The 24,305-nt window shown below is 72.3% G+C and carries 29 protein-coding genes; 15 read left to right on the top strand and 14 right to left on the bottom strand.

From position 1 onward, the window contains the following. Positions 1 to 140 precede the first annotated feature (140 nt). Positions 141 to 1,100 carry an NAD-dependent epimerase/dehydratase family protein gene (locus AMK33_RS36455; protein ID WP_073937389.1) on the top strand — a complete coding sequence of 320 codons (960 nt, stop codon included), beginning with the start codon at positions 141 to 143 and terminating at the stop codon, positions 1,098 to 1,100. 19 nt (positions 1,101 to 1,119) lie between these two features. Here the strand turns inward: AMK33_RS36455 and AMK33_RS36450 are convergent, their stop codons facing one another. Both AMK33_RS36450 and AMK33_RS36445 read right to left on the bottom strand, forming a co-directional pair. After that, the gene (locus AMK33_RS36450; protein WP_073937326.1) at positions 1,120 to 1,383 is read right to left on the bottom strand and encodes a GlsB/YeaQ/YmgE family stress response membrane protein; all 264 of its coding nucleotides are present in this window, start codon (positions 1,381 to 1,383) and stop codon (positions 1,120 to 1,122) included. A 129-nt stretch (positions 1,384 to 1,512) separates the two neighbouring features. Then, positions 1,513 to 1,953, bottom strand: coding sequence for an SPW repeat protein (locus tag AMK33_RS36445; protein WP_073937325.1), 441 nt, complete (start codon positions 1,951 to 1,953; stop codon positions 1,513 to 1,515). Positions 1,954 to 2,304: 351 nt separating this feature from the next. Between AMK33_RS36445 and AMK33_RS36440 the strand changes: the two genes are divergently transcribed. The 4 genes from AMK33_RS36440 to AMK33_RS36425 all read left to right on the top strand — a co-directional run bounded on the left by AMK33_RS36440 (position 2,305) and on the right by AMK33_RS36425 (position 6,286). Continuing rightward, positions 2,305 to 3,195, top strand: a complete 891-nt coding sequence (locus AMK33_RS36440; protein ID WP_073937324.1) for a glycoside hydrolase family 19 protein — start codon at positions 2,305 to 2,307, stop codon at positions 3,193 to 3,195. Positions 3,196 to 3,300: 105 nt separating this feature from the next. After that, on the top strand, positions 3,301 to 4,668 hold the full coding sequence (locus AMK33_RS36435) for a PI-PLC domain-containing protein (RefSeq protein ID WP_073937323.1): 1,368 nt from the start codon (positions 3,301 to 3,303) through the stop codon (positions 4,666 to 4,668). Between the two features lie 105 nt (positions 4,669 to 4,773). Continuing rightward, entirely contained in the window at positions 4,774 to 5,169 is a 396-nt protein-coding gene (locus AMK33_RS36430) for a VOC family protein (RefSeq protein ID WP_073937322.1), read from the top strand. 46 nt (positions 5,170 to 5,215) lie between these two features. Then, on the top strand, positions 5,216 to 6,286 hold the full coding sequence (locus AMK33_RS36425) for an adenosine deaminase (protein WP_073937321.1): 1,071 nt from the start codon (positions 5,216 to 5,218) through the stop codon (positions 6,284 to 6,286). Here AMK33_RS36425 and AMK33_RS36420 read toward each other — a convergent pair. Next, positions 6,268 to 6,783: a mycothiol transferase gene (locus tag AMK33_RS36420; RefSeq protein ID WP_073937320.1), complete on the bottom strand. Its 516-nt coding sequence runs from the start codon at positions 6,781 to 6,783 to the stop codon at positions 6,268 to 6,270. The two genes, AMK33_RS36425 and AMK33_RS36420, sit on opposite strands and share 19 nt — an antisense overlap. A gap of 27 nt (positions 6,784 to 6,810) precedes the next feature. Beyond that, the gene (locus AMK33_RS36415; RefSeq protein WP_073937319.1) at positions 6,811 to 7,695 is read right to left on the bottom strand and encodes a LysR family transcriptional regulator; all 885 of its coding nucleotides are present in this window, start codon (positions 7,693 to 7,695) and stop codon (positions 6,811 to 6,813) included. 127 nt (positions 7,696 to 7,822) lie between these two features. Here AMK33_RS36415 and mgrA point away from each other — a divergent pair, with 127 nt between their 5' ends. Continuing rightward, the gene (gene mgrA, locus AMK33_RS36410) at positions 7,823 to 8,815 is read left to right on the top strand and encodes an L-glyceraldehyde 3-phosphate reductase (protein ID WP_073937318.1); all 993 of its coding nucleotides are present in this window, start codon (positions 7,823 to 7,825) and stop codon (positions 8,813 to 8,815) included. A gap of 108 nt (positions 8,816 to 8,923) precedes the next feature. On the opposite strand, the gene AMK33_RS36405 is transcribed toward mgrA, so the two are convergent. Continuing rightward, positions 8,924 to 9,307 (bottom strand): nuclear transport factor 2 family protein, encoded by a 384-nt coding sequence (locus AMK33_RS36405; protein ID WP_073937317.1) that lies wholly within the window; start codon positions 9,305 to 9,307, stop codon positions 8,924 to 8,926. A 339-nt stretch (positions 9,308 to 9,646) separates the two neighbouring features. On the opposite strand from AMK33_RS36405, the gene AMK33_RS36400 reads away from it, so the two are divergent. From AMK33_RS36400 to AMK33_RS36390, 3 genes are all read left to right on the top strand, one after another. Further along, positions 9,647 to 10,057, top strand: a complete 411-nt coding sequence (locus AMK33_RS36400; RefSeq protein ID WP_073937316.1) for a hypothetical protein — start codon at positions 9,647 to 9,649, stop codon at positions 10,055 to 10,057. A 347-nt stretch (positions 10,058 to 10,404) separates the two neighbouring features. Then, complete coding sequence (locus tag AMK33_RS36395; protein ID WP_073937315.1) at positions 10,405 to 12,726, top strand: ABC transporter ATP-binding protein/permease; 2,322 nt, start codon at positions 10,405 to 10,407, stop codon at positions 12,724 to 12,726. A 95-nt stretch (positions 12,727 to 12,821) separates the two neighbouring features. Continuing rightward, positions 12,822 to 13,088: a hypothetical protein gene (locus tag AMK33_RS36390; protein ID WP_073937314.1), complete on the top strand. Its 267-nt coding sequence runs from the start codon at positions 12,822 to 12,824 to the stop codon at positions 13,086 to 13,088. A 6-nt stretch (positions 13,089 to 13,094) separates the two neighbouring features. Here AMK33_RS36390 and AMK33_RS36385 read toward each other — a convergent pair whose 3' ends face one another. Genes AMK33_RS36385 through AMK33_RS36375 form a run of 3 tightly spaced genes read right to left on the bottom strand, consistent with a single transcriptional unit; the run spans position 13,095 to position 15,422 of the window. Next, positions 13,095 to 14,363 (bottom strand): streptophobe family protein, encoded by a 1,269-nt coding sequence (locus tag AMK33_RS36385; protein WP_073937313.1) that lies wholly within the window; start codon positions 14,361 to 14,363, stop codon positions 13,095 to 13,097. A gap of 46 nt (positions 14,364 to 14,409) precedes the next feature. Further along, positions 14,410 to 14,841, bottom strand: a complete 432-nt coding sequence (locus tag AMK33_RS36380; RefSeq protein ID WP_073937312.1) for a PRC-barrel domain-containing protein — start codon at positions 14,839 to 14,841, stop codon at positions 14,410 to 14,412. After that, positions 14,838 to 15,422, bottom strand: a complete 585-nt coding sequence (locus tag AMK33_RS36375; protein ID WP_073937311.1) for a PRC-barrel domain-containing protein — start codon at positions 15,420 to 15,422, stop codon at positions 14,838 to 14,840. Before AMK33_RS36375 ends, AMK33_RS36380 begins: the two co-directional genes overlap by 4 nt. 147 nt (positions 15,423 to 15,569) lie before the next feature. Here AMK33_RS36375 and AMK33_RS36370 point away from each other — a divergent pair, with 147 nt between their 5' ends. Then, positions 15,570 to 16,025, top strand: a complete 456-nt coding sequence (locus tag AMK33_RS36370) for an ATP-binding protein (protein ID WP_073937310.1) — start codon at positions 15,570 to 15,572, stop codon at positions 16,023 to 16,025. A 24-nt stretch (positions 16,026 to 16,049) separates the two neighbouring features. Here the strand turns inward: AMK33_RS36370 and AMK33_RS36365 are convergent, their stop codons facing one another. Beyond that, entirely contained in the window at positions 16,050 to 16,937 is an 888-nt protein-coding gene (locus tag AMK33_RS36365) for an RNA polymerase sigma factor SigF (protein ID WP_073937309.1), read from the bottom strand. 259 nt (positions 16,938 to 17,196) lie between these two features. Between AMK33_RS36365 and AMK33_RS36360 the strand changes: the two genes are divergently transcribed. Next, the gene (locus tag AMK33_RS36360) at positions 17,197 to 17,586 is read left to right on the top strand and encodes a helix-turn-helix domain-containing protein (RefSeq protein ID WP_073937308.1); all 390 of its coding nucleotides are present in this window, start codon (positions 17,197 to 17,199) and stop codon (positions 17,584 to 17,586) included. A gap of 15 nt (positions 17,587 to 17,601) precedes the next feature. Here AMK33_RS36360 and AMK33_RS36355 read toward each other — a convergent pair whose 3' ends face one another. Together AMK33_RS36355 and AMK33_RS36350 are read right to left on the bottom strand one after the other, a co-directional pair. Then, positions 17,602 to 18,204 (bottom strand): ClpP family protease, encoded by a 603-nt coding sequence (locus tag AMK33_RS36355; RefSeq protein WP_073937307.1) that lies wholly within the window; start codon positions 18,202 to 18,204, stop codon positions 17,602 to 17,604. Beyond that, a complete protein-coding gene (locus tag AMK33_RS36350; RefSeq protein ID WP_073937306.1) occupies positions 18,204 to 18,860 on the bottom strand; it encodes an ATP-dependent Clp protease proteolytic subunit in 657 nt (218 codons plus the stop codon). The genes AMK33_RS36355 and AMK33_RS36350 overlap by 1 nt, the downstream gene beginning before the upstream one ends. 221 nt (positions 18,861 to 19,081) lie before the next feature. On the opposite strand from AMK33_RS36350, the gene AMK33_RS36345 reads away from it, so the two are divergent. The 3 genes from AMK33_RS36345 (at position 19,082) to AMK33_RS36335 (ending at position 21,751) form a co-directional block, all read left to right on the top strand. Then, entirely contained in the window at positions 19,082 to 19,564 is a 483-nt protein-coding gene (locus tag AMK33_RS36345) for a VOC family protein (protein WP_073937387.1), read from the top strand. A 438-nt stretch (positions 19,565 to 20,002) separates the two neighbouring features. Next, the gene (locus AMK33_RS36340; protein WP_235618298.1) at positions 20,003 to 20,701 is read left to right on the top strand and encodes a ribonuclease H family protein; all 699 of its coding nucleotides are present in this window, start codon (positions 20,003 to 20,005) and stop codon (positions 20,699 to 20,701) included. Between the two features lie 66 nt (positions 20,702 to 20,767). Further along, positions 20,768 to 21,751, top strand: a complete 984-nt coding sequence (locus tag AMK33_RS36335) for an aldo/keto reductase (protein ID WP_073937304.1) — start codon at positions 20,768 to 20,770, stop codon at positions 21,749 to 21,751. Positions 21,752 to 21,763: 12 nt separating this feature from the next. Here AMK33_RS36335 and AMK33_RS36330 read toward each other — a convergent pair whose 3' ends face one another. Beyond that, on the bottom strand, positions 21,764 to 22,105 hold the full coding sequence (locus AMK33_RS36330; RefSeq protein WP_073937303.1) for a hypothetical protein: 342 nt from the start codon (positions 22,103 to 22,105) through the stop codon (positions 21,764 to 21,766). Between the two features lie 138 nt (positions 22,106 to 22,243). On the opposite strand from AMK33_RS36330, the gene AMK33_RS36325 reads away from it, so the two are divergent. Next, positions 22,244 to 22,759, top strand: a complete 516-nt coding sequence (locus AMK33_RS36325; RefSeq protein WP_073937302.1) for a DUF6328 family protein — start codon at positions 22,244 to 22,246, stop codon at positions 22,757 to 22,759. Here the strand turns inward: AMK33_RS36325 and AMK33_RS36320 are convergent. Both AMK33_RS36320 and AMK33_RS36315 read right to left on the bottom strand, forming a co-directional pair. After that, positions 22,746 to 23,171: an SsgA family sporulation/cell division regulator gene (locus tag AMK33_RS36320; protein ID WP_073937301.1), complete on the bottom strand. Its 426-nt coding sequence runs from the start codon at positions 23,169 to 23,171 to the stop codon at positions 22,746 to 22,748. The genes AMK33_RS36325 and AMK33_RS36320 overlap by 14 nt on opposite strands. A gap of 111 nt (positions 23,172 to 23,282) precedes the next feature. Next, positions 23,283 to 24,254, bottom strand: coding sequence for an LLM class F420-dependent oxidoreductase (locus tag AMK33_RS36315; protein WP_073937300.1), 972 nt, complete (start codon positions 24,252 to 24,254; stop codon positions 23,283 to 23,285). Positions 24,255 to 24,305: the final 51 nt, after the last annotated feature.

The following is a 24,305-nucleotide window of genomic DNA, read 5'->3' as shown; positions in this document are numbered from 1 at the left end:
GGCACGACTGCCCGCGGAGAGCGGAGAGCGGAGAGCCGGTACGGGCGGCTCTTTGCTAGTGGGTGTTGTGAGAGTTATAGTCTCTAACAGTTGTGAGGGGGATTGAGTGATCCCTCTTGTTCGCTGTCGAGGAGGCCGTCATGTCCGCCGCCACCCATGAAACCCGCCCCCTGCACGCCGTCCTGGGATCCGGCCCCGCCGGAACCACCCTCGCCCGGGAGCTCGCCCGGCGCGGTCACGCCGTACGGCTCGTCGACCGGAAGGGGGACGGACCCGCGATCGAGGGAGTCCGGCGGCATGCCGCCGACGTCGGCACCGCCGACGGCGCACGCGCGGCCGTCGCCGGCGCCGCCGTGGTGTACCACTGCGCCAACGTCGCCTACCACCTGCAGGTCGAGGTGATGCCGCGGATACAGGAAGCGGTGCTCGCCGCCGTCGAGGAGTCCGGAGCCCGGCTCGTCGTCCTCGACACGATCTACCCGTACGGCCCGACCGGGGGAGCGGTGATGACCGAGGACACCCCCTGGCGGGCGACCAGCCGCAAGGGCCGGATGCGCGCGACGCTCGACGAGCGGTATCTCGCCGCGCACCGGGAGGGCCGCGCCCGGGTGGTCCTCGGCCGCTCCGCCGACTTCGTCGGCCCCGGCGTGCTCAACTCCTCCCTCGGCGGCGCCGTGTTCCCGGGGGCGCTCACCGGCGGCGAGGTGATGGGGGCGGGCGACCTGGACCTGCCGCACAGTTACACCGACATCGGGGACGTGGCGGCCGGCCTGGCCACCCTCGGCGAGCGGCCCGAGGGCGACGGGCGGGTGTGGCACCTGCCCACCGCGCCCGCCGTCAGCACCCGCGAGATCCACGCCATGATCGAGAAGCGGACCGGCCGGCCCCTGAACGTGGTCGTCCTGGAGGAGCCGCGCCCCTTCGGCCCGTTCGACGAGGTCTTCATGGCCGAACTCGCCGAGATGTTCTACCAGTACACCGAGCCGCAGATCGTGGACTCCGCGGCCTTCGAGCGGACCTTCGGCGTGACGCCGACGCCGCTCGAGGAGACCGTGGACGCCACGGTGACCTGGTACGAGCAGTGGCTGTCCCGCCGCTGACGCGGACCGCCGGATTCCGTCAGCGGCCGGCCTTCGCGCGGTCCAGCGCGGCCACTCCCAGTGCGGCGAGGCCGATCTGGATCAGCCACTCCACCCAGTCGACGCCCTCGGTGTCGGCCACCCCGAAGGCCGCGGCGACCGCCGAGCCGATCAGTGCGGCGGCGATGCCGACGAGAATCGTCCAGAGGATTCCGATGCGCTGACGGCCCGGGACCACGAGCCGGCCCAGGACGCCGATGACCACACCGATGACGATGGCGCTGATGATGCCGTCGATCTCCATCTCACCCCTCTTTTCCTGACCTCCGCTGCACTGCGTATGCCCCCCGGCCGCCGGGGCAGTCCCGCCCGGACATGGGAACGCCGGTCCGCGGTCGACGCGGGCCGGCGTTCGGCTCCTTTCGCGGTCCTCCTACGACCGGCGGCCGCTCCTGACGGCCGTGGCGGCGCAGGCCGTGCCCAGGATCAGGGTGAGGGCGCCGATGACGACGTTGTTCCAGATGACGCCGGCGTCGGGGTCGGTGCCGACGATCCACGGCGAGATGATCATCCACAGGCCCAGGGCGCACATGGCCCCGCTGAGGCCGTACATACGCGCCGGGGCCGCGGTGAACCCCAGGGCGAGCAGGCCGATCGCGATGCCCACGATCAGGTTGTGGGTCACGAGCGCGGGCTGGCTCGTCGTGTAGTGGAGTATCCACGGGGACACCGCACAGTAGAGACCGAGCAGGAACACCGGTCCGTCCACGAGGGCCACATCACGACCCCCGAGCATACGGTCGTACCGTGCCCGCATCTCCGAGGCATCGGGGTGGCTCGTGATGTCACCGCGCGGATGTGAGACGTTGGCCATGAGTCGTCTCCTTTGACTAGCAGGCCTGACCGCGTCTGGTGCGGTATGCGGTAAGAGCCGCATAAGTGCATTCTGCCCTTATTTTCCCTTTATGTGTAGAGCTCGCGAGGGTTCGGTCCCGCCGCGGCCCCGCCCCGGCATCGGCCGCCGCCGACCGATCGGCATGTTCGCGTCACGATGACTGGTCTAAACCCTTGACTGGTACAGACCAAAGCGGTTGAGTGTGTTCTCACACCCCCCACCACGGCCGCCCCCACTGCCGTGACCGGCCCCGCCGGCATGTGCGGGCGAGGCCCCGCTCAGGCATGTCCTCGTCCGGGAGCGGCCGCGTTCCGCGAAGGAGTTGTTCCCTTGTCGAGAAGACGCATCGCCGCCGTGACCGCAGCCCTCGTCCTCGCCGGCGGCGCGCCGGTGCTGCTCCCCGCCGCCTCCGCCTCCGCCGCCTCGTGCTCCAGTTATCCGAACTGGGTGGCCGGAAGGTCGTACAACGCCGGTGACATCGTGCGCTACACCGACGGCCGGGCGTACATCGCCGAGCACGCCAATCCGGGTTACGACCCGATCATCAGCACCTGGTACTGGGAGCCGTACGCCTGTGACAACGGCCCCGGAACGCCCGTCGGCAACTTCGTCGTGACCGAGGCGCAGTTCAACCAGATGTTCCCGAACCGGAACCCCTTCTACACCTACAGCGGGCTCACCGCCGCGCTGAGCGCCTACCCCGGTTTCGCCAACACCGGCAGCGACACGGTGAAGAAGCAGGAGGCCGCCGCCTTCCTCGCCAACGTCAGCCACGAGACCGGCGGTCTGGTGCACATCGTGGAGCAGAACACCGCCAACTACCCGCACTACTGCGACTACGGACAGCCGTTCGGGTGCCCGGCCGGGCAGTCCGCTTACTACGGGCGCGGCCCGATCCAGCTGAGCTGGAACTACAACTACAAGGCGGCGGGCGACGCACTCGGCATCGACCTGCTGAACAACCCCTGGCTGGTGCAGAACGACTCCGCCGTCGCCTGGAAGACGGCCCTGTGGTACTGGAACACCCAGCGGGGTCCTGGGACGATGACCGCGCACAGCGCCATGGTCGACCAGGCCGGATTCGGTCACACGATCCGCGCCATCAACGGCTGGGTGGAGTGCGACGGCAAGAACCCGGCGCAGGTGCAGAGCAGGGTGAGCAAGTACCAGCAGTTCACCCAGATCCTCGGAACGTCACCCGGCGGCAATCTGTACTGCTGACGTCCGACCGCTCGGCGTGGTGTCATGCACCTGACCTAAGACGCTCGGATCGCGGCCCGCGCACCGCACGTGCGCGGGCCGTCCCCCGGACGAAGGGCAGCCGCCATGCGCACCCCCCACGCCCTGCTCGCCACGACCGTCACGGCCGCCGCGCTGGCCGCGACGGTCGTGGCACCCGCACCTGCCGCCGCCGCGGCGACTCCGTCGCCCGGCGCCTACTACGTCCAGAGCGCGACGACCGGACTGAACGCCGCCGGCACCTCCGGGGCGGTCGAGCAGCACAGACCGCGCGGCGACGAGGACCGTCAGCAGTGGAACCTGAGAGCCGACGGCACCCTGGAGAACACCGACAGCCCCGGCACCTGCCTCGGCCGCACTGGTGATCAGGCCCGGACCGTCGCCTGCGCGAGCCCGGAGGCACGCTGGGAGATCACCTCCGTGGGCGCGGACCGGTTCACGCTCACCGTCCCCGGCGCCGACCGCCGCCTCACCGTCTCCCCGAAACCCTCCGGTGCCAATTTTCCCGCCCCGCTCGCCGTCGGCACCGGCACGGGCGACCTCGCCACCTGGTACCTGACCCCGGTCGACCCGGTGACCCGCCCCCTGCCGCCGCGGGACCGACGCACCCTGGACGAGGTCACCTTCCTCACCGCCCACAACGCCTACGCCAACGGCGTCGACGGCGGCTTCGCCCCGCCCTTCATCGACCTCTTCCCCAACCAGAACCGGGGCATCGAGCGCCAACTCGCCGACGGTGTCCGCGGATTCATGCTGGACATCCACCAGACCCCGGACGGCGCGATCCTCTGCCACAACAGCTGCACCCTGGTCAGCAGGCCCGTCGCCCTGTGGGTGGACCTCCAGCGGATCGTCGACTTCCTGCGCGCCCACCCCGACCAGTTCGTCACCGTCTTCCTGGAGGACTACGTCGCCCCGGACGTCCTGCGCGCCGAACTCGCCCGCGTCCAGGGGCTGTCGGACGTGCTCTACCGACCCGACCGTACCGGTGTCCGGGAGGACGGCTGGCCGACCATGGGGGAGCTGACCGCCGCCGGGCAGCGGCTGCTGATCCTCACCGACCACAGCCGTGCCGCCGACCGGGCCGCCGGAACGACCCGGGACACCTTCGGCGTGATGTACCAGCGCGAATGGACCGTCGAGAACCACTGGTCCATGGGCCCGGGCGTCGGCGCCTCCGACTGGTCCTGCCACAGCCGGTGGTACGACGCGGGCACCAACATCCCGCTGACCCGCACCGAGCCCGGCTTCCGCCCCCTGTTCGTCATGAACCACTTCCGGGACACCACGATCACCTCCACCGCCGGCACGGACAACTCCAAGCTCGCCGACCGCGCCCGCCGGTTCTGCGGACCGGCCGCCCGCAAGAAGCCCAACTACCTCGCCGTGGACCGCTACGACCTCGGCGACCCGGCGGCCGCCGTCGCCGCCCTCAACACCTACGCGTATCCGTAGCCGCCCCGCCGGTCCCGCTCCGGGCCGCCGGTCCCGGAGCGGGACTGGCGCGTTCGGCAGTTTTACGTATAACCTCTCCGGTCAATCCCCCTTCGAGAGGGCACGATGAGACGCATCCCCCTGGTCACCCTCGTCGTCGACGACTACGACGAGGCGATCCGCTTCTACACCGAGGCGCTCGGTTTCCGGCTCGCCGAGGACGCGCCCCGGCCGGACGGCGGCCGCTGGGTCGTCGTCGAACCGGACGCCGGGCACACCGGCGCGGGGCTGCTGCTCGCCCGCGCCAAGGGGGAGGGGCAGCGGGCCAGGGTCGGTGACCAGACCGGCGGGCGGGTGGGCTTCTTCCTGTACACCGACGACTTCGCCCGCGACCACGCCCGTATGACCGCCGCCGGCGTGACCTTCCTGGAGGAGCCGCGCCACGAGCCGTACGGCTCGGTCGCCGTCTTCCGGGACCTGTACGGCAACCGCTGGGACCTGCTCCAGCCCGCCGCCCCCTGATCCACTCCGCTTTTTTGCCGAACGACCCGCTGAGGAACGACCGCACATGTCATCTACGCGCATAGACACCGAGACTCTCCGTCGCCTCCCCAAGGCGGTGCTGCACGACCACCTCGACGGCGGTCTGCGTCCCGCGACCGTCGTGGAGCTGGCGGAGGCCGTCGGCCACACCCTGCCCACCACCGACCCCGACGAGCTCGCCGCCTGGTACGTCGAGGCCGCGAACTCCGGTGACCTGGTCCGCTACATCGCCACCTTCGAGCACACCCTCGCCGTCATGCAGACCCGTGAGGGCCTGCTGCGCACCGCCGAGGAGTACGTGCTCGACCTGGCCGCCGACGGTGTCGTCTACGGCGAGGTGCGCTACGCCCCCGAGCTGAACACCAGGGGCGGGCTGACGATGAGCGAGGTCGTGGAGACCGTCCAGGAGGGCCTCGCCGCCGGCATGGCCAAGGCGGCCGCCGCCGGGACGCCCGTCCGGGTCGGCACCCTGCTCTGCGGCATGCGGATGTTCGACCGGGTCCGTGAGGCCGCCGACCTGGCCGTCGCCTTCCGGGACGCCGGGGTCGTCGGCTTCGACATCGCGGGCGCCGAGGACGGCTTCCCGCCCGCCGACCACCTCGACGCCTTCGCGCACCTGCGCCGCGAGAACGTGCCCTTCACCATCCACGCCGGTGAGGCCCACGGCCTGCCCAGCATCCACCAGGCGCTCCAGGTGTGCGGCGCCCAGCGCATCGGGCACGGGGTGCGGATCACCGAGGACATCGTGGAGGGCAAGCTCGGCCGTCTCGCCGGCTGGGTCCGCGACCGCCGGATCGCGCTGGAGATGTGCCCCACCTCCAACCTCCAGACCGGCGCCGCGACGTCGATCGCCGAGCACCCGGTCACCGCGCTGAAGGACCTCGGCTTCCGCGTCACCCTCAACACCGACAACCGTCTCGTCTCGGGCACCACCATGACGCGGGAGATGTCCCTCCTGGTCGAGCAGGCCGGCTGGACGGTCGAGGACCTGCGCACGGTCACGGTGAACGCCGTGAAGAGCGCGTTCCTGCCGTTCGACGAGCGGAACGCGCTCATCCGGGACGTGGTCCTGCCCGGCTATGACGCGGCGCTCTGAACCAGCCCCCGTACGTACGCGGCCTGTCCGACGTGCTGCAGATCGTCGGACAGGACGCTGACCAGCCGTACGCCCAGGGTCACCGGGGGATCCCAGCCCTCGTCGATCACCCGTTCCAGGTCCTTGGCGGCCACCGTGCGCAGCGCGCCGAGGGTCTGCTCGTGCACCGCGTCGTGGTAGCCGGTCAGCAGACCGCCGTCGTCGACCCGTACCTCGGCGACCTTCGCCGAGGTGTGGCCGTACCCCGTGTCGCGGCGGGGCAGGCCGAGGTCCAGGCGTTTCTCCCAGCCCTGGGAGAGCCACACCTGGTCGAGTCCGAAGGCGTCGGCGATGTGGTCGTCCTGGACCCGGGTGAGGTGCCAGACCAGCCAGGTGACGGAGTTCGCGTCGGGGCCGGGCCGGGCGTTGAGCGCGTCGGGGCCGAGGCCCTCGACGGCGGCGTGGACTTCTTCCCGGATGCGGCCGAAGCCGTCGATGAGGATGTCCTTGGCATGCATGCCTCCACCCTCGCGCATCCGCGCGCCTCACGCGCCCCCGTCGTCCAACAGGGCCATCAGCGCCCGTGCCGCCGGGCTCGTCGCCCGCGGTGACGGCACCAGGGCGACCGTCTCGTACACCGCCTCCCCGGTGTCCTTCAGCGGGAGCGCGGTGAGGGCCTCCCGCTTGTGCCGGAAGTGCCGCGGTACGACGGCGACGCCCAGGTTCTCGTCGACCAGGTCGAGCAGGCTGTGCACGTCGTTCACCTCCAGCGCCACCGTGCGCCGTACGCCCGCGGCGGCGAAGGCGGCGTCGGTGGCGCGGCGCGGACCCCAGTCCGGGTGGAAGTCGACGAAGACCTCGTCGGCCAGGTCGTGCGGGGTCAGCGGCGCCCCCGTCCGTGCGAGCCGGTGGTCCGGGTGGCACAGCACGGTCATCGGCTCACTGGTCAACGGCACCGACCGCAGCTGCTCCGGATCCGCCTCCGTCCGGTAGGCGAAGGCCAGGTCCAGCCGCCCCGCCGCGACCTCCTCCGCCAGCGCGGCCGAGCCCCACTGGCGCAGCCGGATCTCCACGTCCGGGTGGAGCCGCCGGAACGTGGCGAGCAGCTCCGCCACGTTCACCCCGGCGATGCACTGCTCGGCGCCCAGCGCGAGGGTGCCGCGCAGCACACCCTGCACCGCGGCCACCGCCTCGTGCGCCGCCCGCACCTGCGCCAGGATCCGCTCGGCCTCCGCCAGCAGCGCCCGCCCCGCCTCGGTGAGCGTCACCCTGCGGGTCGTCCGTACGAAGAGCGGTGTCTGCAGCTCGCGCTCCAGGGCGCGGATGGACGCGGACAGGCCCGACTGGGAGACCATCAGCCGCTCCGCCGCGCGGGTGAAATGCTGGTCCTCGGCCACGGCGACGAAGTGCTGGAGGTGACGCAGTTCCATGATTGAGAAGCGTATCCGCTGAATCCCATCGGATTCTTCTGTTGGACCACTGCCCGCAGGTCACGACAGAGTGGACGGGCGGTTCGACGGAACCGCCGAGACGTGTGCCAACCCCTCTGGAGTCGTGTTGTACACCGCACACCCCGACCGTTACGCGGACATGCCCTACCGGCGCACCGGACGCAGCGGCCTGAAGCTCCCCGCGCTCTCGCTCGGCCTGTGGCACAACTTCGGTCCCGACCGTGCGGCCGAGACCCAGCGCGCCATCCTGCGCCGCGCCTTCGACCTGGGCGTCACCCACTTCGACCTCGCCAACAACTACGGGCCCCCGCCGGGTGCGGCCGAGTCCGCCCTCGGCGAGGCGCTGAAGTCGGACTTCGCGGCCTACCGCGACGAACTGGTGATCTCCACCAAGGCCGGCTACCTGATGTGGCCCGGCCCGTACGGCGAATGGGGCTCGCGCAAGTACCTGCTGTCCTCGCTGGACCAGAGCCTGAGCCGGATGGGCCTGGACTACGTGGACATCTTCTACTCGCACCGCTTCGACCCGGAGACTCCGCTGGAGGAGACGATGGGCGCGCTGCACTCGGCGGTCCAGCAGGGCAAGGCGCTGTACGTCGGTGTCTCCAACTACTCCGCGGAGCAGACCCGCGAGGCCGCCCGCATCCTCGGTGAGCTGGGCACGCCGCTGCTGATCAACCAGCCCCGCTACTCGATGCTCGACCGCCGTCCGGAGGACGAGGGGCTGATGGACGCCCTGGACGAGCTCCAGATCGGCTCCATCGCCTACTCCCCGCTGGAGCAGGGCCTGCTGACCGCCCGCTACCTCGACGGCATCCCCGAGGACTCCCGGGCCGCGAGCGACAGCCCCTTCCTGAACACCGACGCCGTCACCGGGGAACTGGTGGGCCGGCTGCGCACGCTCGACGAGGTCGCCGCCTCGCGCGGCCAGAGCCTGGCGCAGATGGCGCTGTCCTGGGTGCTGCGCGGCGGCCGGCTCACCTCCGCCCTGGTCGGCGCGAGCAGCCCGCAGCAGCTCGAGGACAGCGTCGCGGCCACCCGGAACCTCGATTTCAGTGAGGACGAGCTGTCCCGTATCGACGCGGTCGTGAAGCAGTAGCCCCACCGGTACGGTCGAGGTCCGGGCGAGCGCCGGTAGGACACTCGCCCGGACCACGCCGGACGCGTAGGCCTGCTCGGCCTTCGGCGACCCCACGGAAGGTGGGGGTCACGCCCCCTCGGGCACCCGGTCCAGGAAGCCGTACACGGCGCGGACGCGGTCCTCGGCGTCGAGCGTGATCACGTCCGAGCCGGCGACGGGGGCCGAGCCGTCCGCCCGGTTCACCAGCTCCCAGGAGAAGCGCGCGGTGTCGTGGTGGCCGTCGACGTTCCCCGCGAGCCGGAAGGCGAAGCCGGGGAACTGCTCGTGCGTCGCCGCGATCACCGCGGTGATCGCCTCGTGGCCGAGGGCGTCGGACAGCGGGTCGGTGTAACGGCCGTCCGCGGTCCACACGTCGGCCACCGCCTTGGCGCGTGCCTCGGCGCCGTCGGCGTTCCAGGCCTCGAAGTAGCGGGCGACGACGGCGTCGTAACGGTGGGCGGCTGTGGTCATGGCGAATCCCCCAGGGAGGTCGTGTCTGCTGGTCGGACGGTGGATCCCGGTCGTGGTGACCCGGTGCCCCCACCTTGCCCGCGCCCCCGGTCCGCGGTCGATTACCTCCGAGGTCATATGCGGCCCGTCGGTCGCACCCGCACTGTTTCGGCCAGCGGCGGCTGTGAATATGCCAGGAGACTGGCCGGAAACACATGGTGACAGTGTTTCAGCGGTGAACATACTCGACTAGCGAGAGCGCTTCACACCGCGCGACGGCGCCCTCACGCACAGCATGCGAGCCACGAGGCGGGCAGCCGGCCCGGCCCGGCGGGCGAGCAACGCAGCGGGGGAGGGAACGTGCACGACGAATTCCTGTGCCATGTCACCGCGTACGGGGTCTGCGACGGCCGGCGCATCGGCGTACCGCTCGGCACCTACCGGGCGCCCACCCTCGCCCTCGCCCTGTGGTGGCTGCGCGACCGTGCCCTCTGGATCGCCGAGCGCCTCGACCCGCAGCCCGACGCCGAGCACTTACCGCCGGGGGCACTCGTCCCCGTCGCCGACGGCGTGCCCGACGTCCCCGCCGTACTGCGCACCTGGTGCGGCGACGTCGCCCGGCAGGAGGAGGTGGCCGAGACGCTCGCCGCCGGGCGGATGGTGCGCCTCGCCACCGGCGACGACACCACCGAGTACGAACTGCTGGCCGAGTCCGTGGACGCCCTGCGCATGCAACGCGCCGCCCGGGTGCTCGGTGTTCCCGTCGCCTGAGGAGGTGCCGGGCGACTGATCGGACGCGTCGTTGACCGACGCTCGGTGAGTGGTGATCGAGCCGTTGCCACCCCGGCGGGATCCGCACCGGCTGACCCCGCAGACGGTGCTGTGCGCGCCGGGCACCGGCTGCGCACGACGGCTGATCCCGCACGACCTGGCCCCTGGAGCGTCGCCTGCCGGTGGTTCTGCACCCGGACGGCGGACGGGATGTGCAGCCCTCGGCGGCTGTGCCGGACCCGCAGTCCACCCGGACCGGCAAGTCCCCCGCCCCTTTCCGAGGCGCACGGCCGCACCCCGGCCGGTGACGCCGGGCACCCGAACGGGCCAATGGGTAGAATCCAGACATGGCGGAGCGACTGGTCGCCCCGGAGCTCGTCCTGGAGACCGAGACGGGCTCCACCGTGATGAGTCCGGTCCGCGACTACCACGTGGGACGCGACCCGTCGAGCGACATCGTCATCGACGACGCCCGGGTCTCCTGGCACCATGCGGTGCTCCACCCCGTGGACGGCCGCTGGACCGTCGAGGACGAGCACAGCACCAACGGCACCTACGCCGACGGCCGGCGCGTCCGAGCCCGGGAGGTCGGCCCCGGCAGCGTCCTCCACTTCGGCAATCCCGAGGACGGCCCCCGCGCCGTCCTCGCCGCCCCCGCACACGACCGGCCGCAGGCGGTCTCCCGACCCGCCCTCACCCACACCTTCCGGCAGCCGGCCTCCGTACGACCCCTGCCCACCCGCACCGTCCGCATCGGCCGGGACCCCGACAACGACCTGGTCGTCGACGACCTGCTCGTCTCCCGGCACCACGCCGAACTGCACGTCCACGCCGACGGCTCGTACGAGATCGTCGACCTCGGCAGCCACACCGGCACCTACCTCAACGGCGTGCCGGTCGACCGGGCCGACATCCTCCCCGGCGACATCGTCGGCGTCGGCCACTCCGACTTCTCCCTGATCGGCGACGAACTCCAGGAGTACGTCGACACCGGCGAGGTCTCCCTCGACGTCCAGAACCTCACCGTCGCCGTCGACCGGGGCGCCAAGCGCCTCCTCGACCACGTCTCCTTCCCGGTGGGGGAGAAGTGCCTGCTCGCGGTCGTCGGCCCGAGCGGCGCCGGCAAGTCCACCCTGATGAACGCGCTCACCGGTCAGCGCCCCGCCGACCACGGCACCGTCCTCTACGACGGCCGCGACCTGTACCACGACTACGCCGAGCTGCGCCAGCGCATCGGCCTCGTACCGCAGGACGACATCCTGCACACCCAGCTGACCGTCCACGCCGCCCTGTCCTACGCCGCCGAGCTGCGCTTCCCGCAGGACACCGCCCAGGCCGAACGACGGGCCCGGGTCGACGAGGTGATCCGTGAACTCGGCCTCGCGGAGCGGGCCCGCCAGCATGTCCACAGCCTGTCCGGCGGACAGCGCAAACGGGTCAGCGTCGCGCTGGAACTGCTGACCAAGCCGTCGCTGCTCTTCCTCGACGAGCCGACCTCCGGCCTCGACCCCGGCATGGACCGCTCGGTGATGCGCATGCTGCGCGGCCTCGCCGACGACGGCCGGACCGTCGTCGTCGTCACCCACAGCGTGCTCAGCCTGGACGTCTGCGACCGCCTCCTCGTCCTCGCCCCCGGCGGCAGGGTCGCCTACTACGGTCCCCCCGGTGACGCCCTCGCCTTCTTCGGTTTCGAGCACTGGCCGGAGGCCTTCGAGGCGTTCGAGCAGCAGCAGGACCGGGACTGGGCGGGGCGGTACCGCGACTCAGCCTTCCACCGGCGGTACGTCGTCGAGGCCGCCGCCCAGCCCGAGCGGCCCCGCGAGGAGCCGGTCGTCGTGGGGCCCCCGCCCCGGCCGCGCGGTTGGGGCGCCCAGCTCCGCACCCTGGTCCGCCGCTACACCGCCGCGCTCGCCGCGGACCGCACCTTCCTCGCCGTCATGATCGCGCTGCCGTTCGTGATGGGTGCCATGGCGCGGGCCCTCGCGGGCAGTGAGCTGACGCGCAGGTCCGCCATGAACGCCCTGCTCATCCTGTGCGTCGGCGCGGTCCTCACCGGCGCGGCCAACGCGGTGCGCGAACTCGTCAAAGAGCGGGTGATCTACCAGCGGGAGCGGGCCGTGGGCCTGTCCAGATCGGCGTACCTGATGTCCAAGGTGGTCGTGCTCGGCACGGTCACCGTGCTCCAGGCCGTGGTGCTGACCCTCGTCGCACTGCTCGGCGTGGACCTGAACGCACCCGGCGGCGAAGGCGTGCTGATGCCGCCCCTTGTCGAGATCACCGTCGCCGTCGCGCTGCTCGCCTTCACCGCGATGATGCTCGGCCTGCTGGTCTCCGCGGTGGTCCGCAAGGAGGAGGTGACGATGCCGCTGCTGGTGCTGCTCGCCATCGTCCAGGTCGTCTTCTGCGGCGCCCTGCTGCCGCTCGACGGCGTGCTCGTGCTGGAGCAGCTGGCCTGGCTGGTACCCGCCCGCTGGGGGTTCGCCGCGATGGCCGGCACCATCGGGCTCCCCGCGCTCTCGCCCGGCGACCTGAGCCGTGATCCGCTCTTCGCGCACACGGCGGACGGGTGGCTGCTCGCCGTGGGCATGCTGCTCGCCCTGTCGCTGCTCCTCGGCCTGCTGGTGTCCCGTCTGCTGCGGCGTCACGAGCCGGCCGTGATGCGGGAGTAGGCGCCCACGATGACGGCCCCGGATTCCGTCCCACGCTCGTCGTCCCCGAGCACGACCTGTCCGCCCGGGAGACCACCGACCCCGGCCGGCCCACCGTGTCCCTCGACCCGCTGCTGCCGGTGCGGCCGCCGGAGCGGTGCGGCGACCGGGGGCACGTGCTGCGCTCCAACGGCCGGCCGGCGTGGATCGACGGCCGCCGCCCGGTCTTCGTACCCCGGGGCCCACCCACCGCCGGCGCTCCCACGGCCGTGACCGGCCGTCCGGCGATGCTGAGGGACCTGCGTGTGCCCGGACCCGACGCGGGCGAGGACCGGCCCGAGCTGCCGCGCCGGGCGCGGCCGGCGTCCGGTCCGCAGGTGTGAACCCGGTCAGTGGCCGGTCCTGCCCCTCCGGCGTACCCCTCGCGCCGGCAGCGCCCCCGCGAAACCCGTGACCAGGCCCCACAGCAGGGCCAGGCCCAGGGTGCTCCACAGGCGTGGTCTCAGCAGCACCTGGCCGGAGAAGCCCTCGCCCAGGTCGCCGATGCCGAGCACGGACAGGCCGAACCGTGCGGAGATCCGGGCCATGAGGCAGATCATCAGCACGGTCAGCGCCAGCGCCACCGCCATGTGCACGGCGTGCTGCCAGGCCCGCACCCGGTCGGGGGAGCGGGCCGCCATCAGGAACGCGGTGGTCAGCAGCAGCACCGCTGTCACCACCAGCAGCCACCACCACTTCCCGCCGTCGTGCTCGGTGAGGGTGCCCAGGTTCAGGGTGGAGACGTCCGGTGTGCGCAGCACCTCGTCGAGCACGTGCGGCATGGGCAGCCCGAAGGGCCCCTCCACCCTGCCGTCCCAGGTGGCACCGAACCCGATCGTCAGCGCCGGCCAGACCACGTTGGGCAGCCCCAGCAGGATCACGGCGAACGTCTCGGCCGGATGCCCCCGGGTGGCGGCGACGACCAGCGCGATGACGAGTCCGATGACGACGGCGGCCAGCAACAGCAGCAGCATCGCGTGCGCCGCGGGACGCACCGACGTCTGGAAGCGCAGCAGCCCGGCCGGCAACGGGGCGCCGCGGGACACCATCAGCGCCACCAGCAGCACGCCCGTCAGCCAGAGCAGGCCGATGAGGACGGTCGGCGGCACGTCGGTGGAGAACCCCACCACCGGCCTGATCCCGAACAGCTCACCCAGGTCACCGAGCGGGCCGTCGCCGAGGGAGAGCTCGTACGTGTGCCGCGCGGCGAGCGCGAGGCCGAGGACCGCGAGCAGCCACAGCGCGGCGATCCGCGCCGCCCACCCGGCCAGCTCGGGCGCCCCGGCGACCGCCCGGTGCCGCAGCGGGCGCAGGAAGCACCGGCCGATGACCAGCGCCCCGGTGAGGGTGACGGACAGCGGGATGACCGTCAGACCGCCCTCCGCGCCGGCCAGCTCGCCGGCGTCCCCGGAGAGCTCCACCGTGCCGCCGACGGCCGTGACCACGGTCGCCGCGACCACCTGGGGGAAGGAACCGCCCGGGAGGTCCGTGGCGCCGGCCGCCCACAGTCCCAGCGCGGCCACCGCGCCCATGGCGACCATCGCGCCGAGTACCGTGGCGAGGGCCTGCGCCCAGCCGTGGCGGGCGGCCGGACGGCCGGAAGGGGTGCGTGAGCTCACCCCTGCACGCTAAGCAGCCCCGGCCCGCCCCGCCCGCCGGGAGACCCTAACCGGGATGTCCGTGGCCCGTCCGGATCACCAGGGCGTGGTCGCCGAGGCCCAGCAGGCGGCCGGCCGGCAGCTCGCCGAGGGTCGTCAGGACCGCCTCGATGCGGGCGGTGGCCGGATCGAACGCCGCGTCGAGCACGGTGCCGCGCTCCTCGCCGCACTCGGTGAGCACCCTGCTCCCCACCAGATCACGGTGGGGCGGGGCCTCGCCCGGCCGGCCGGCCGGGCGCGCGATCAGCATGTCCGGGCCGACCGCGCCCAGGGCGCTCCAGGCCACCACGGCCTCCCTGCGCAGCCGCCCACGCCGTATCCGGACATGTGTGACCTCCCCGGACGCCGCGTCGACCGTCAGCGCGCGGACCACCCCGACCCGGTCCGCGTCGCCCGGCGTCAGGACGGGCAGCCCGCGCACCCGTGAGAACAGCATCATCGGACCGCGCCCCTCCCGCGGTCGTGGTGGGCGCCGGCCCGGGCGACGAAGGCCGGCAGGCCGTCGGTGACGTACGTCGTCGCGTGCGCCGGGATCACCAGCGTCCGGCCGGAGACGCTCAGCACCTCGCCCCGCGGCACGTACACCTGGTGCCGGCGGTGCCGGGAGCCGTGCACCAGCTCCCGGTGCGCGGCGAGCCGGAACGCGACGAGCCGGCCGCTGGTGCCGCCCTCGACCAGCACGTCGAGCACGGTGCCCACCAGGTCGCCGTCGTCGGTCAGCACCTGCGCCCCGAGCAGCCGCCCGCGCAGGGCGTCCCGGCGCGCCACCGACAGGGGCAGGTCGCACAACGCCCCTTCGTCGCGGACCATCACCGCGTGACGGCCCAGGCAGTGCACCGCCGGCCAGGGCAGATCCTGCGGCAGCGGGCCCGACATCAGGGTCCGGCCGGTGAGGGTGAAGCTCGCGATCCGCCCGGCCGCCGGGTCGAAGACCGTGTCCTTGACATGTGCCACGGCATCGCCGCCCAGCGTCACCACGGGCAGCGTCGTCAGGCTCCGTACCGCCGTCAGTCCGTTCATGGCGCCCCTTCCGCCGAACCCGGCGGAACCCGGGTTCCCCGCCCCACGGGGGCGAACACCGATCAGGGGGACTGTGCCGCGAAACTCGGGGTACCAGGACTGGTGCAGATTCGTCCGGCCGGCCCGGCTTCGCGGAGAGAAACGAGCATGACCTACCACCTGGACGGGGCAGTGATACCGACTGGTTTCGACGTGCCCGTGGAACCGCTGCGGCGGGCGGCACACTTCACCGGCGAGCCGGGGTGCATCGCCGAGGCGCGGACGTTCGCCGCGCACTTCCTCCAGCAACTGCGGACCGAATGGTGCGCCACGATCGACGAGCGGGCCGACGGCGCGGTGCTGCTGGTGGTGAGCGAACTGGTCACCAACGCGGACCGGCACAGCGAGGGCCCGTACATCCTGGAACTGGAGGGCACCGACACCGCGCTCACTGTGGCGGTCTACGACAGCAGCGCCAGCCTGCCCCGGGTCTTCCCGCGCGACCCCGAACGCGTCGGCCGGCACGGTCTGGAGATCGTCCGCGCGCTGGCGCGGGACGTCACCGTCGAACACGTGCCGGTCGGCAAGTGCGTACGCGCGGTACTGAACCTCGGCGCCGCCTGACCGGCCACGCCGCCGCCCGCCCGGTCAGGCGCAGCCGAGCTCGCCCAGCATGCCCTCGCGCAGCCGGGTGATGATCCGCTTGATCAGGCGGGACACGTGCATCTGCGAGCAGCCGAGACGCTCACCGATCTCCGCCTGGGTGGCCTCCTCCACGAACCGCAGGTGGATGATCTCCCGGTCGCGTTCGCTGAGCTCGGCCATCAGCGGAGCGAGCGAGTGGAAGTCCTCGACGAGGCGCAGCCCCTCCTCCTCGACGCCGATGAAGTCGGCCAGGACGGCCTCGCCGTGCTCGGGGCCGTCACCGGTGAGGGCGGCGTCCAGCGACGACGAGTTGTACCCGTTCGCGGCGATCTGTCCCTCGACGACCTGCTGCTCGGTGATGTTCATCAGCGTGGCCAGCTCACCGACCGTGGGCTCCCGGTCCAGCCGGCTGGCCAGCTCCTCGCGGGCCTTCGCCAGCTCGACCCGCAGCTCCTGGAGCCGGCGCGGCACGTGCACGGCCCACGTGGTGTCCCGGAAGAAACGCTTGATCTCACCGACGATGTACGGCAGCGCGAAGGAGGTGAACTCGACCTCGCGGGACAGCTCGAACCGGTCGATGGCCTTGATCAGACCGATCATGCCGGTCTGCACGATGTCGTCCATGTCGTCGCCGCGGCCGCGGAACCGCCCGGCCGCGAACCGGACGAGGGACATGTTCATCTCGATGAGGGTGTTGCGCGCGTACTGGTACTCGTGCGTGCCCTCCTCCAGCTCCGCCAGGCGACGGAAGAACTGGCGGGACAGCTCCCTGGCGTCGCGCGGGGCGACGGCACGCGGATCCACCACGTCCTGCGGATTCCCGTCACGCGTCCCGGCCTCGGTGTGCTTCTCGGCTACCTGCGCCTGCGACCGGATCACGGCGGTCCTCATTACCTCTCCCCACGAACGTCACGGCTGACATGTGCCTGAGACCTGCGAGTACCCAGGTCGCACGGACCCATGCCCACCAAGTTCCGGGAGGATCGGAACCGCGGTGCGCACCGGTCGTCACTCGTACGTCCGATGGTACGGGGGCGCGGCCCGTACGGCGCTCCGGGCCGCGCCCCGGAGCGCCTTCACTCAGGGCGGAATGCCGGTCCCTTCCCCTCGGGGCCGGAATTCCTAGGCTGAGGAGGTGACCAATCAAGAGGTGACCGGCCCAGCGCCGGACCGTGCCCGTGTCATCCCCCTGCGCCCCGGCCCGCCGCCGGACCCGGCGGCTCCCGCGCCCAGGGAACCGCTGCTGCGCGACCTCGTCGGGGACGTGCTCCGCAGCGAGCGGCTCGCCCAGGAACGGACGCTGAAGGACGTCGCCGACGCGGCCCGGATCTCCATGCCCTATCTCTCGGAGGTGGAGCGGGGCCGCAAGGAGGCCTCCTCGGAGGTCCTCGCGGCCGCCGCCCAGGCGCTCGGCCTCGGCCTCGGCGACCTGCTGACCCGGGCCCACGGAGAACTGGTCCGCGTCACCGGCCGGCGGGCCCTCACCACGACCCGGGGAGTGTCCGGCTCCGCGCACAACGGACTCTGCCTGGCCGCCTGACCCGCGCCCGGCGCCTCACACCCCCACGAGGCGCCGGGCCAGCACCTCGTCGGCCAGGCCGTACGCCACGGCCTCCTCGGCGGTGAACACCTTGTCGCGGTCCATGTCGGCCCGCAGGGTCGCCACGTCGTGGTGCGTGTGCCGGGACAGCACCTCCTCCACCTGGGAGCGGATCCGCACCATCTCCTTGGCCCGCAGCGACAGGTCGGACGCCGTGCCGCGCGTCCCGCCGGTGGCGGGCTGCCCGAGCAGCACCCGCGCGTGCTCCAGCACGAACCGCCGCCCCGGGTCCCCGCCGGCCAGCAGCACGGCCGCCGTGGACGCCGCCTGCCCGACGCAGAACGTCGAGATCGGCGCCTGGACGAACGTCATCGTGTCGTAGATCGCCATCAGCGAGGTGAACGAGCCGCCGGGGGAGTTGATGTAGACCGCGATCTCGCTCTCCGGGGCCGACGACTCCAGATGGAGGAGCTGCGCGATGACGACGTTGGCGACCCCGTCGTCGATCTCCGTCCCCAGGAAGATGATCCGCTCGGCCAGCAGCCGGCTGAACACGTCGTAGGACCGCTCGCCCTGCGGGGTGCGCTCGACGACGTTCGGAATCGTGTACGACCCCATCACCGCAGCCCCATCCTGGGCCGGGCGGCGGCCGGACGGACGTCGTCCAGCGACTCCACCACCCGGTCGACCATCCCGTACTCCCTGGCCTGCTCGGCGGTGAACCAGCGGTCCCGGTCGCCGTCCCGGGAGATGGTCTCCGGGGTCTGGCCGGTGTGCTCGGCGGTGATCCGCTCGATGGTCCGCTTGGTGAACTCCAGGCTCTCCGCCTGGATCTCGATGTCGGCGGTGGTGCCCCCGATGCCGCCCGACGGTTGGTGCATCATGACGCGCGCGTTCGGCAGGGCGTAGCGCTTGCCGGGCGTGCCGACACAGAGCAGGAACTGGCCCATGCTGGCCGCGAAGCCCATGGCCAGGGTCGAGACGTCGTTGGGGATCAGCCGCATCGTGTCGTAGATGGCCAGGCCCGCGTGGACCGAGCCGCCGGGGCTGTTGATGTACAGGCTGATGTCGGTGCGCGGGTCCTCGGCGGACAGGACCAGCAACTGCGCGCACACGCGGTTGGCGGACACCTCGTCGACCTGCGTGCCGAGCAGCACGATGCGCTGCGCGAGGAGCTGGGAGGCGAGATGGTCGTCGAACCGGGTCGGCGGGGTGTCGCCCTCCTCGGCCCGGGGCAGCGGGACCGGCCACGGGCCGGCGGTGAACGGAGACATCGGCGCTCCTGAAGGTCGCTGGAACGCGGCCGGGACGACCGCGTGCCCCCACTCTCGACCGGCCCGCCGGGCCCGCGGGGAAATCTCTGCCCGTGGCAGATTCGCCACGGGCAGAGCGCTCGTCCGTGCCGCCGTCCGGACTGTTCCGGGGCCGCACCGATGAGTTCCGGGGCAGGGCCGGGTCACCACCCATGACCGTGTTCCACGCCCGGGAGGTACTCATGACCACCGACGGATTCACCACCTGCCTCTGGTACGACGGCCAGGCCGAGGAGGCCGCGAACTTCTACGTCTCGGTCTTCAAGGACTCGAGCCTCGGCGACATCGTCCGGAACACCGGCGCCACGCCCGGCGCCGAGGGCTCCGTGCTCACCGTCGAGTTCACGGCCAACGGCCAGAAGTTCGTCGCGCTCAACGGCGGGCCCGAGTTCAAGTTCAACGAGGCGATCTCCTTCCAGCTCGACTGCGCGGACCAGGCGGAGATCGACCACTACTGGGAGAAGCTCGTCGAGGGCGGCGGCGAACACGGTCCCTGCGGCTGGCTCAAGGACCGGTTCGGCGTCTCCTGGCAGGTCAACGCGGTGCGGCTGACCGAGATGATCAGCGATCCGGACCGGCAGAAGGCGGACCGCGCCATGAAGTCCATGATGTCGATGGGCAAGCTCGACATCGCCGCCCTGGAGAAGGCGTACGCGGGCGAGTGAGGCGGCCCGGACCGACGGCGGGGCCGCCACGGGGCCCCGCCGTCCCCGGTCGGGCACGCTCGTGGGCCGTCGCACGGCAGGTACCGCGCCCAGGTGCACCGGGCCCCGCCGGGCCCGCCGGAGGCGGCGGCCCGATCCCCGTACGGCACGGTCACCCGGCGCACCCGGACGACGGGCCCGTGCACGCGCCGGGCGGTGCGGCGGCCGGCGCCGCGGGCACGGTCCACGGCTTGCGCGTACGGCGGTTCCCGCCCGGCGCGAGGAGACGGACCGGCCCCCGTCCGGAAGGGACCGAAGCCACGGCCGTACCGCCCGGAGGCGCCCCGCGCCGGGCCGACGCGACGGCCGGCGGCCCGCAGGACGGCGCCCTCCCGGTGACCGGCGTCACCACCCCGGGCGGGCCCGGCCGGTCCGGCCGGACATGGCATGATCGGGCGCATGCGTGAACGAGTTGTGGCCGCGTGCGACGGGGCTTCGAAGGGGAACCCGGGGCCCGCCGGCTGGGCCTGGGTGGTCGCCGACCGGTCCGAGACGCCGGTCCGCTGGGAGGCGGGAGCGCTCGGCAGGGCCACCAACAACATCGCCGAACTCACGGCGCTGGAGCGGCTGCTGGCGGCGACCGACCCCGCCGTACCGCTCGAGGTCCGGATGGACTCGCAGTACGCCATGAAGGCCGTCACCACCTGGCTCCCCGGCTGGAAGCGCAACGGCTGGCGCACCGCTGCCGGCAAACCGGTCGCCAACCAGGAACTCGTCGTCCGCATCGACGAACTCCTCCAGGACCGCTCGGTCGAGTTCCGCTACGTCCCCGCCCACCAGGTCGACGGCGACCGGCTCAACGACTTCGCCGACCGCGCGGCCAGCCAGGCGGCCACCGCCCAGGAGGACGCCGGCAGCGAGCTGGGCTCGCCCGAGCCGCCGGCCGCTCCGGACCGCCCGGCGGGCGGCGCGGCCGGGCGCGGGTCCGGCGGGGCGAGGACGCCCCGGCAGCGCGGCGGCTCCTCGTCCCGCACGATCAAGGCGAAGTTCCCGGGCCGCTGCCCGTGCGGACGGTCCTACGCGGCCGGCGAGCCCATCGCCAAGAACGGCAAGGGCTGGGGCCACCCCGAGTGCCGGACGACGGCCCAGAGCGTCTGAGCGGGCGCACGACGACGACGGCGGAGCCGCCCGCCGGCCGGGCGGCACGGATGACAGACTGACCCCATGGACGAGCGCACATTCGACAGATCGCAGCAGCACGCCTCCGTGATCGGTCTCGGCACATGGCAACTCGGGGCGGACTGGGGCGACGTCGACGACAAGGAAGCCCTCGCGGTGCTGGAGACCGCCGCCGAGTCCGGCGTCACCTTCTTCGACACCGCCGACGTGTACGGCGACGGACGCAGCGAGCAGACCATCGCGTCGTTCCTCAGCGGGCGGCCCGATCTGCACGTACTGGTCGCCACCAAGATGGGCCGCAGGGTCGACCAGATCCCCGGGAACTACGTCCTGGACAACTTCCGCGCCTGGAACGACCGCTCGCGGCGCAACCTGGGCGTCGACCGCGTCGACCTGGTGCAGCTGCACTGCCCGCCCACCCCCGTCTACTCCACCGACGAGGTCTTCGACGCCCTCGACACCCTGGTGGAGGAGGAGCGGATCGCCGCCTACGGCGTCAGCGTGGAGACCTGCGCGGAGGCGCTCACCGCGATCGCCCGGCCGAACGTGGCGAGCGTGCAGATCATCCTCAACCCGTTCCGCATGAAGCCGCTGCGCGAGGTCCTCCCGGCCGCCCGCGAGGCGGGCGTCGGCATCATCGCCCGCGTCCCGCTCGCCTCCGGACTGCTGTCCGGCAAGTACACCCGGGACACCGTCTTCGCCGAGAACGACCACCGCACCTACAACCGGCACGGCGAGGCATTCGACCAGGGCGAGACCTTCTCCGGCGTCGACTACGCGACCGGCGTCGAGGCCGCCGCCGAGTTCGCCGCGCTCGCCCCCGAGGGGTACACGCCGGCCCAGCTCGCCCTGCGCTGGATCATCCAGCAGCCCGGCGTCACCACCGTCATCCCCGGCGCCCGCTCGCCCGAGCAGGCCCGCGCCAACGCGGCCGCCGCCCGGCTCCCGGAGCTGCCCGAGGCGACGCTCACGGCGATCCGGGACCTCTACGACCGGCGCATCAAGGACCAGGTGGAGGGCCGCTGGTAGCGGCCACGGACGTCACGGCTCCAGGAGCAGCTGCCTCTCCTGCTCCTGGTCGCCGGAGGCGGCACCCTCGTCACGCGCCGTGAAGGACCGCGTGAGGGTGTCGCTCGCCCGCCGCACCGCCTCCGGGGTGCCCTGCACGGTGACGGTCACCGGCGCCGACAACGGCCCCGCGTCCGCGTCCCCGGCCGCCGCCTCCCGCCTCTCCCCGGTGAACGTCGCCACGCGGACCGTCGCGTGCTCCGCGGAGGGACGCTGGTCCGCGTCCCCGAACGCGCCCTCCAGGACCCGGACGACCGTCCGGGCGTCGTCGACGTCCCCGCCGCTGAACGTCACGGTGAGCTGGGTGTCCGACATGCGTCCCACGACCTCCTGGCCTCGGTGTCATCGCCGTCCGTGTAACCGTGCCCCGCACCCCCAAACCGGCGACCGGCCAGGGAGAACGGCGGCTTTCGGGGCATCCGGAGAGGGAGACCCACGGAAAGGGGAGGCACTGTGCAGGACACGGATCGGGGCGAGGACAGGCGCCGGGGACGCAACGAGACGCAGGACGAGAGAGCGGACCGGATGTGGACGGAACTCATCCAGGAGGTCCGCGTCGCCCAGATGGGGGTGCAGATCCTCTTCGGCTTCCTGCTGACCGTCGTGTTCACCCCGACCTACGCCAAGCTGTCCGACACGGACGAGACGATCTACATCGTGACCGTGGTGCTGGGCGCCTGCGCCACCGGCGCCCTCATCGGCCCGGTGTCCCTGCACCGGCTCGTCTCCGGACGGCGCATCAAGGCACAGGCCGTGCAGTGGGCCTCCCGGCTCACCCTGCTCGGCCTGCTGCTGCTGCTGGCCACCACCAGCTGCTCCCTGCTGCTCATCCTGCGCGTGGCCACCCACGACGACTTCGTCCCGTATCTGGTGGCCGGAGTGGTGGCCTGGTACCTGCTGTGCTGGTTCGGCCTGCCGATGTGGGCCCGGTACCGTCACACCGCGCGCCAGGGGTTCAGTTCCCGGTGAGGACGTCCGCGAGGAAGTCGTCCACGCGGACCTCCTCGCACCCCGGCGGCACCAGCAGCCGGGTCTCGTGCAGGAACTCGCCGACGGTCTCGGCCCACGCGAACACCACCGCGTGGTGCCGGCCGCCGTCGGCGTGGGCCTCGCCGAGGAACTCCATCCGCAGCTCCCGCCCCACACCCCGGGACTCCGGCCGCAGCCGTACGTCCCCGATGCCGACCGGGCGGGTGAGACCCTCGGTGACCATCTCCCGGTCGAGCTGCCAGCGGGCGAGGACCCGGCCGTCGTGGCTGAAGACGATGGTGACGGCGAACGGGTCGGACGGGTCGTAGCTCAGGTGGGCGAGCACGGGAAAGCGGTCCGTGTCGCCCGCCTGGAGCTCCACCACCAGGGTCTTGTGCACGAACGAGTTCACGAAAGGGCCTCCGGGAAGTACCGACGTAGAGCCCTCTAGTACCCCGCATCCACGCAAGATGCTCAGCTCTACGGGTGAATCACCGACCGTGCGGGGCCGTCGGGGGGGGCATCAGCCGAGGGCGTCCCGCAGCGCCGGCAGCAGTGTCTTCTCCGACCAGTCCAGGTACGCCGGCTGCGACTCGCCGCCGATCTGCACCAGGGCGATCTCGGTGAAACCCGCCTCGGCGTAGGGGCGGACGGCCTCGACGAAGTCCGCCGGGTCGCTGCCGCACGGAATCGACCCGGCGACGTCGTCGGGCCGGACGAACTGCGTCGCCGACGCGAAGGAGTCCGGGTGCGGCAGCTCCGAGTTGACCTTCCAGCCGTTGCCGAACCAGCGGAACTGGTCGTGGGCGCGTTCGACGGCCGCGTCCCGGTCGGGGTCGTAGCACACCGGAAGCTGCCCCACCCGCGGCTTGCCCTGCCCGCCGTGCCGGTCGAAGTCGTCGAGCAGCTCCGCTTTCGGCTCGGTGGCGATCACCAGGTCGGCCAGCCGGCCCGCGAGGGCGCAGGACCGCTTCCCGGACACCGCGATGCCGATCGGCGGCGGCTGGTCCGGCACGTCCCACAGCTTGGCCGACTCGACGTCGAAGTGGGTGCCCCGGTGGTTCACGTGGCCGCCCTCGAACAGGGCACGGATGATCTCCACCGCCTCCTCGAGCATCTCGTGCCGCACGTCCACGGACGGCCAGCCGCCGCCCACCACGTGCTCGTTGAGGTTCTCGCCGGAGCCGAGCCCCAGCCGGAACCGGCCCTCGGACAGCAGCTGCACCGTCGCCGCCTTCTGCGCCACCACCGCCGGGTGGTAGCGCAGCGTCGGACACGTCACGTACGTCATCAGCGGGATGCGCGAGGTGGCCTGCGCGGCGGCGCCCAGCACGCTCCAGGCGTACGGCGCGTGACCCTGCGACGCCAGCCAGGGGAAGTAGTGGTCCGAGGTCACCGAGAAGTCGAAGCCGGCCTCCTCGGCCCGCACCACATGGTCGACCAGCTCACGGGGCCCGGCCTGCTCGGTCATCATCGTGTATCCGATTCGCACCATACCGCCCGGGTCCCCCGGCCCGGGGCGGGGAAAACGATGGATCACCCGGCG

It is taken from the genome of Streptomyces sp. CB02400, from assembly GCF_001905725.1.
GTDB lineage: Bacteria > Actinomycetota > Actinomycetes > Streptomycetales > Streptomycetaceae > Streptomyces > Streptomyces atrovirens.
The sequence above is the reverse complement of the archived record's forward strand: the minus strand, read 5'-3'. Positions and strand labels throughout refer to the sequence as shown.

Bases quoted from the DNA above. Each gene is read 5' to 3' on its own strand.
- AMK33_RS36350 (WP_073937306.1), bottom strand. From the start codon at position 18,860: ATGTCTCCGTTCACCGCCGGCCCGTGGCCGGTCCCGCTGCCCCGGGCC.
- AMK33_RS36415 (WP_073937319.1), bottom strand. From the start codon at position 7,695: ATGGAACTGCGTCACCTCCAGCACTTCGTCGCCGTGGCCGAGGACCAG.
- AMK33_RS36430 (WP_073937322.1), top strand. From the start codon at position 4,774: ATGAGACGCATCCCCCTGGTCACCCTCGTCGTCGACGACTACGACGAG.
- AMK33_RS36370 (WP_073937310.1), top strand. From the start codon at position 15,570: ATGACCTACCACCTGGACGGGGCAGTGATACCGACTGGTTTCGACGTG.
- AMK33_RS36405 (WP_073937317.1), bottom strand. From the start codon at position 9,307: ATGACCACAGCCGCCCACCGTTACGACGCCGTCGTCGCCCGCTACTTC.
- AMK33_RS36365 (WP_073937309.1), bottom strand. From the start codon at position 16,937: ATGAGGACCGCCGTGATCCGGTCGCAGGCGCAGGTAGCCGAGAAGCAC.
- AMK33_RS36335 (WP_073937304.1), top strand. From the start codon at position 20,768: ATGGACGAGCGCACATTCGACAGATCGCAGCAGCACGCCTCCGTGATC.
- AMK33_RS36445 (WP_073937325.1), bottom strand. From the start codon at position 1,953: ATGGCCAACGTCTCACATCCGCGCGGTGACATCACGAGCCACCCCGAT.
- AMK33_RS36355 (WP_073937307.1), bottom strand. From the start codon at position 18,204: ATGGGGTCGTACACGATTCCGAACGTCGTCGAGCGCACCCCGCAGGGC.
- AMK33_RS36330 (WP_073937303.1), bottom strand. From the start codon at position 22,105: ATGTCGGACACCCAGCTCACCGTGACGTTCAGCGGCGGGGACGTCGAC.
- AMK33_RS36345 (WP_073937387.1), top strand. From the start codon at position 19,082: ATGACCACCGACGGATTCACCACCTGCCTCTGGTACGACGGCCAGGCC.
- AMK33_RS36395 (WP_073937315.1), top strand. From the start codon at position 10,405: ATGGCGGAGCGACTGGTCGCCCCGGAGCTCGTCCTGGAGACCGAGACG.
- AMK33_RS36420 (WP_073937320.1), bottom strand. From the start codon at position 6,783: ATGCATGCCAAGGACATCCTCATCGACGGCTTCGGCCGCATCCGGGAA.
- AMK33_RS36380 (WP_073937312.1), bottom strand. From the start codon at position 14,841: ATGATGCTGTTCTCACGGGTGCGCGGGCTGCCCGTCCTGACGCCGGGC.
- AMK33_RS36455 (WP_073937389.1), top strand. From the start codon at position 141: ATGTCCGCCGCCACCCATGAAACCCGCCCCCTGCACGCCGTCCTGGGA.
- AMK33_RS36315 (WP_073937300.1), bottom strand. From the start codon at position 24,254: ATGGTGCGAATCGGATACACGATGATGACCGAGCAGGCCGGGCCCCGT.
- AMK33_RS36340 (WP_235618298.1), top strand. From the start codon at position 20,003: ATGCGTGAACGAGTTGTGGCCGCGTGCGACGGGGCTTCGAAGGGGAAC.
- AMK33_RS36425 (WP_073937321.1), top strand. From the start codon at position 5,216: ATGTCATCTACGCGCATAGACACCGAGACTCTCCGTCGCCTCCCCAAG.
- AMK33_RS36450 (WP_073937326.1), bottom strand. From the start codon at position 1,383: ATGGAGATCGACGGCATCATCAGCGCCATCGTCATCGGTGTGGTCATC.
- AMK33_RS36435 (WP_073937323.1), top strand. From the start codon at position 3,301: ATGCGCACCCCCCACGCCCTGCTCGCCACGACCGTCACGGCCGCCGCG.
- AMK33_RS36375 (WP_073937311.1), bottom strand. From the start codon at position 15,422: ATGAACGGACTGACGGCGGTACGGAGCCTGACGACGCTGCCCGTGGTG.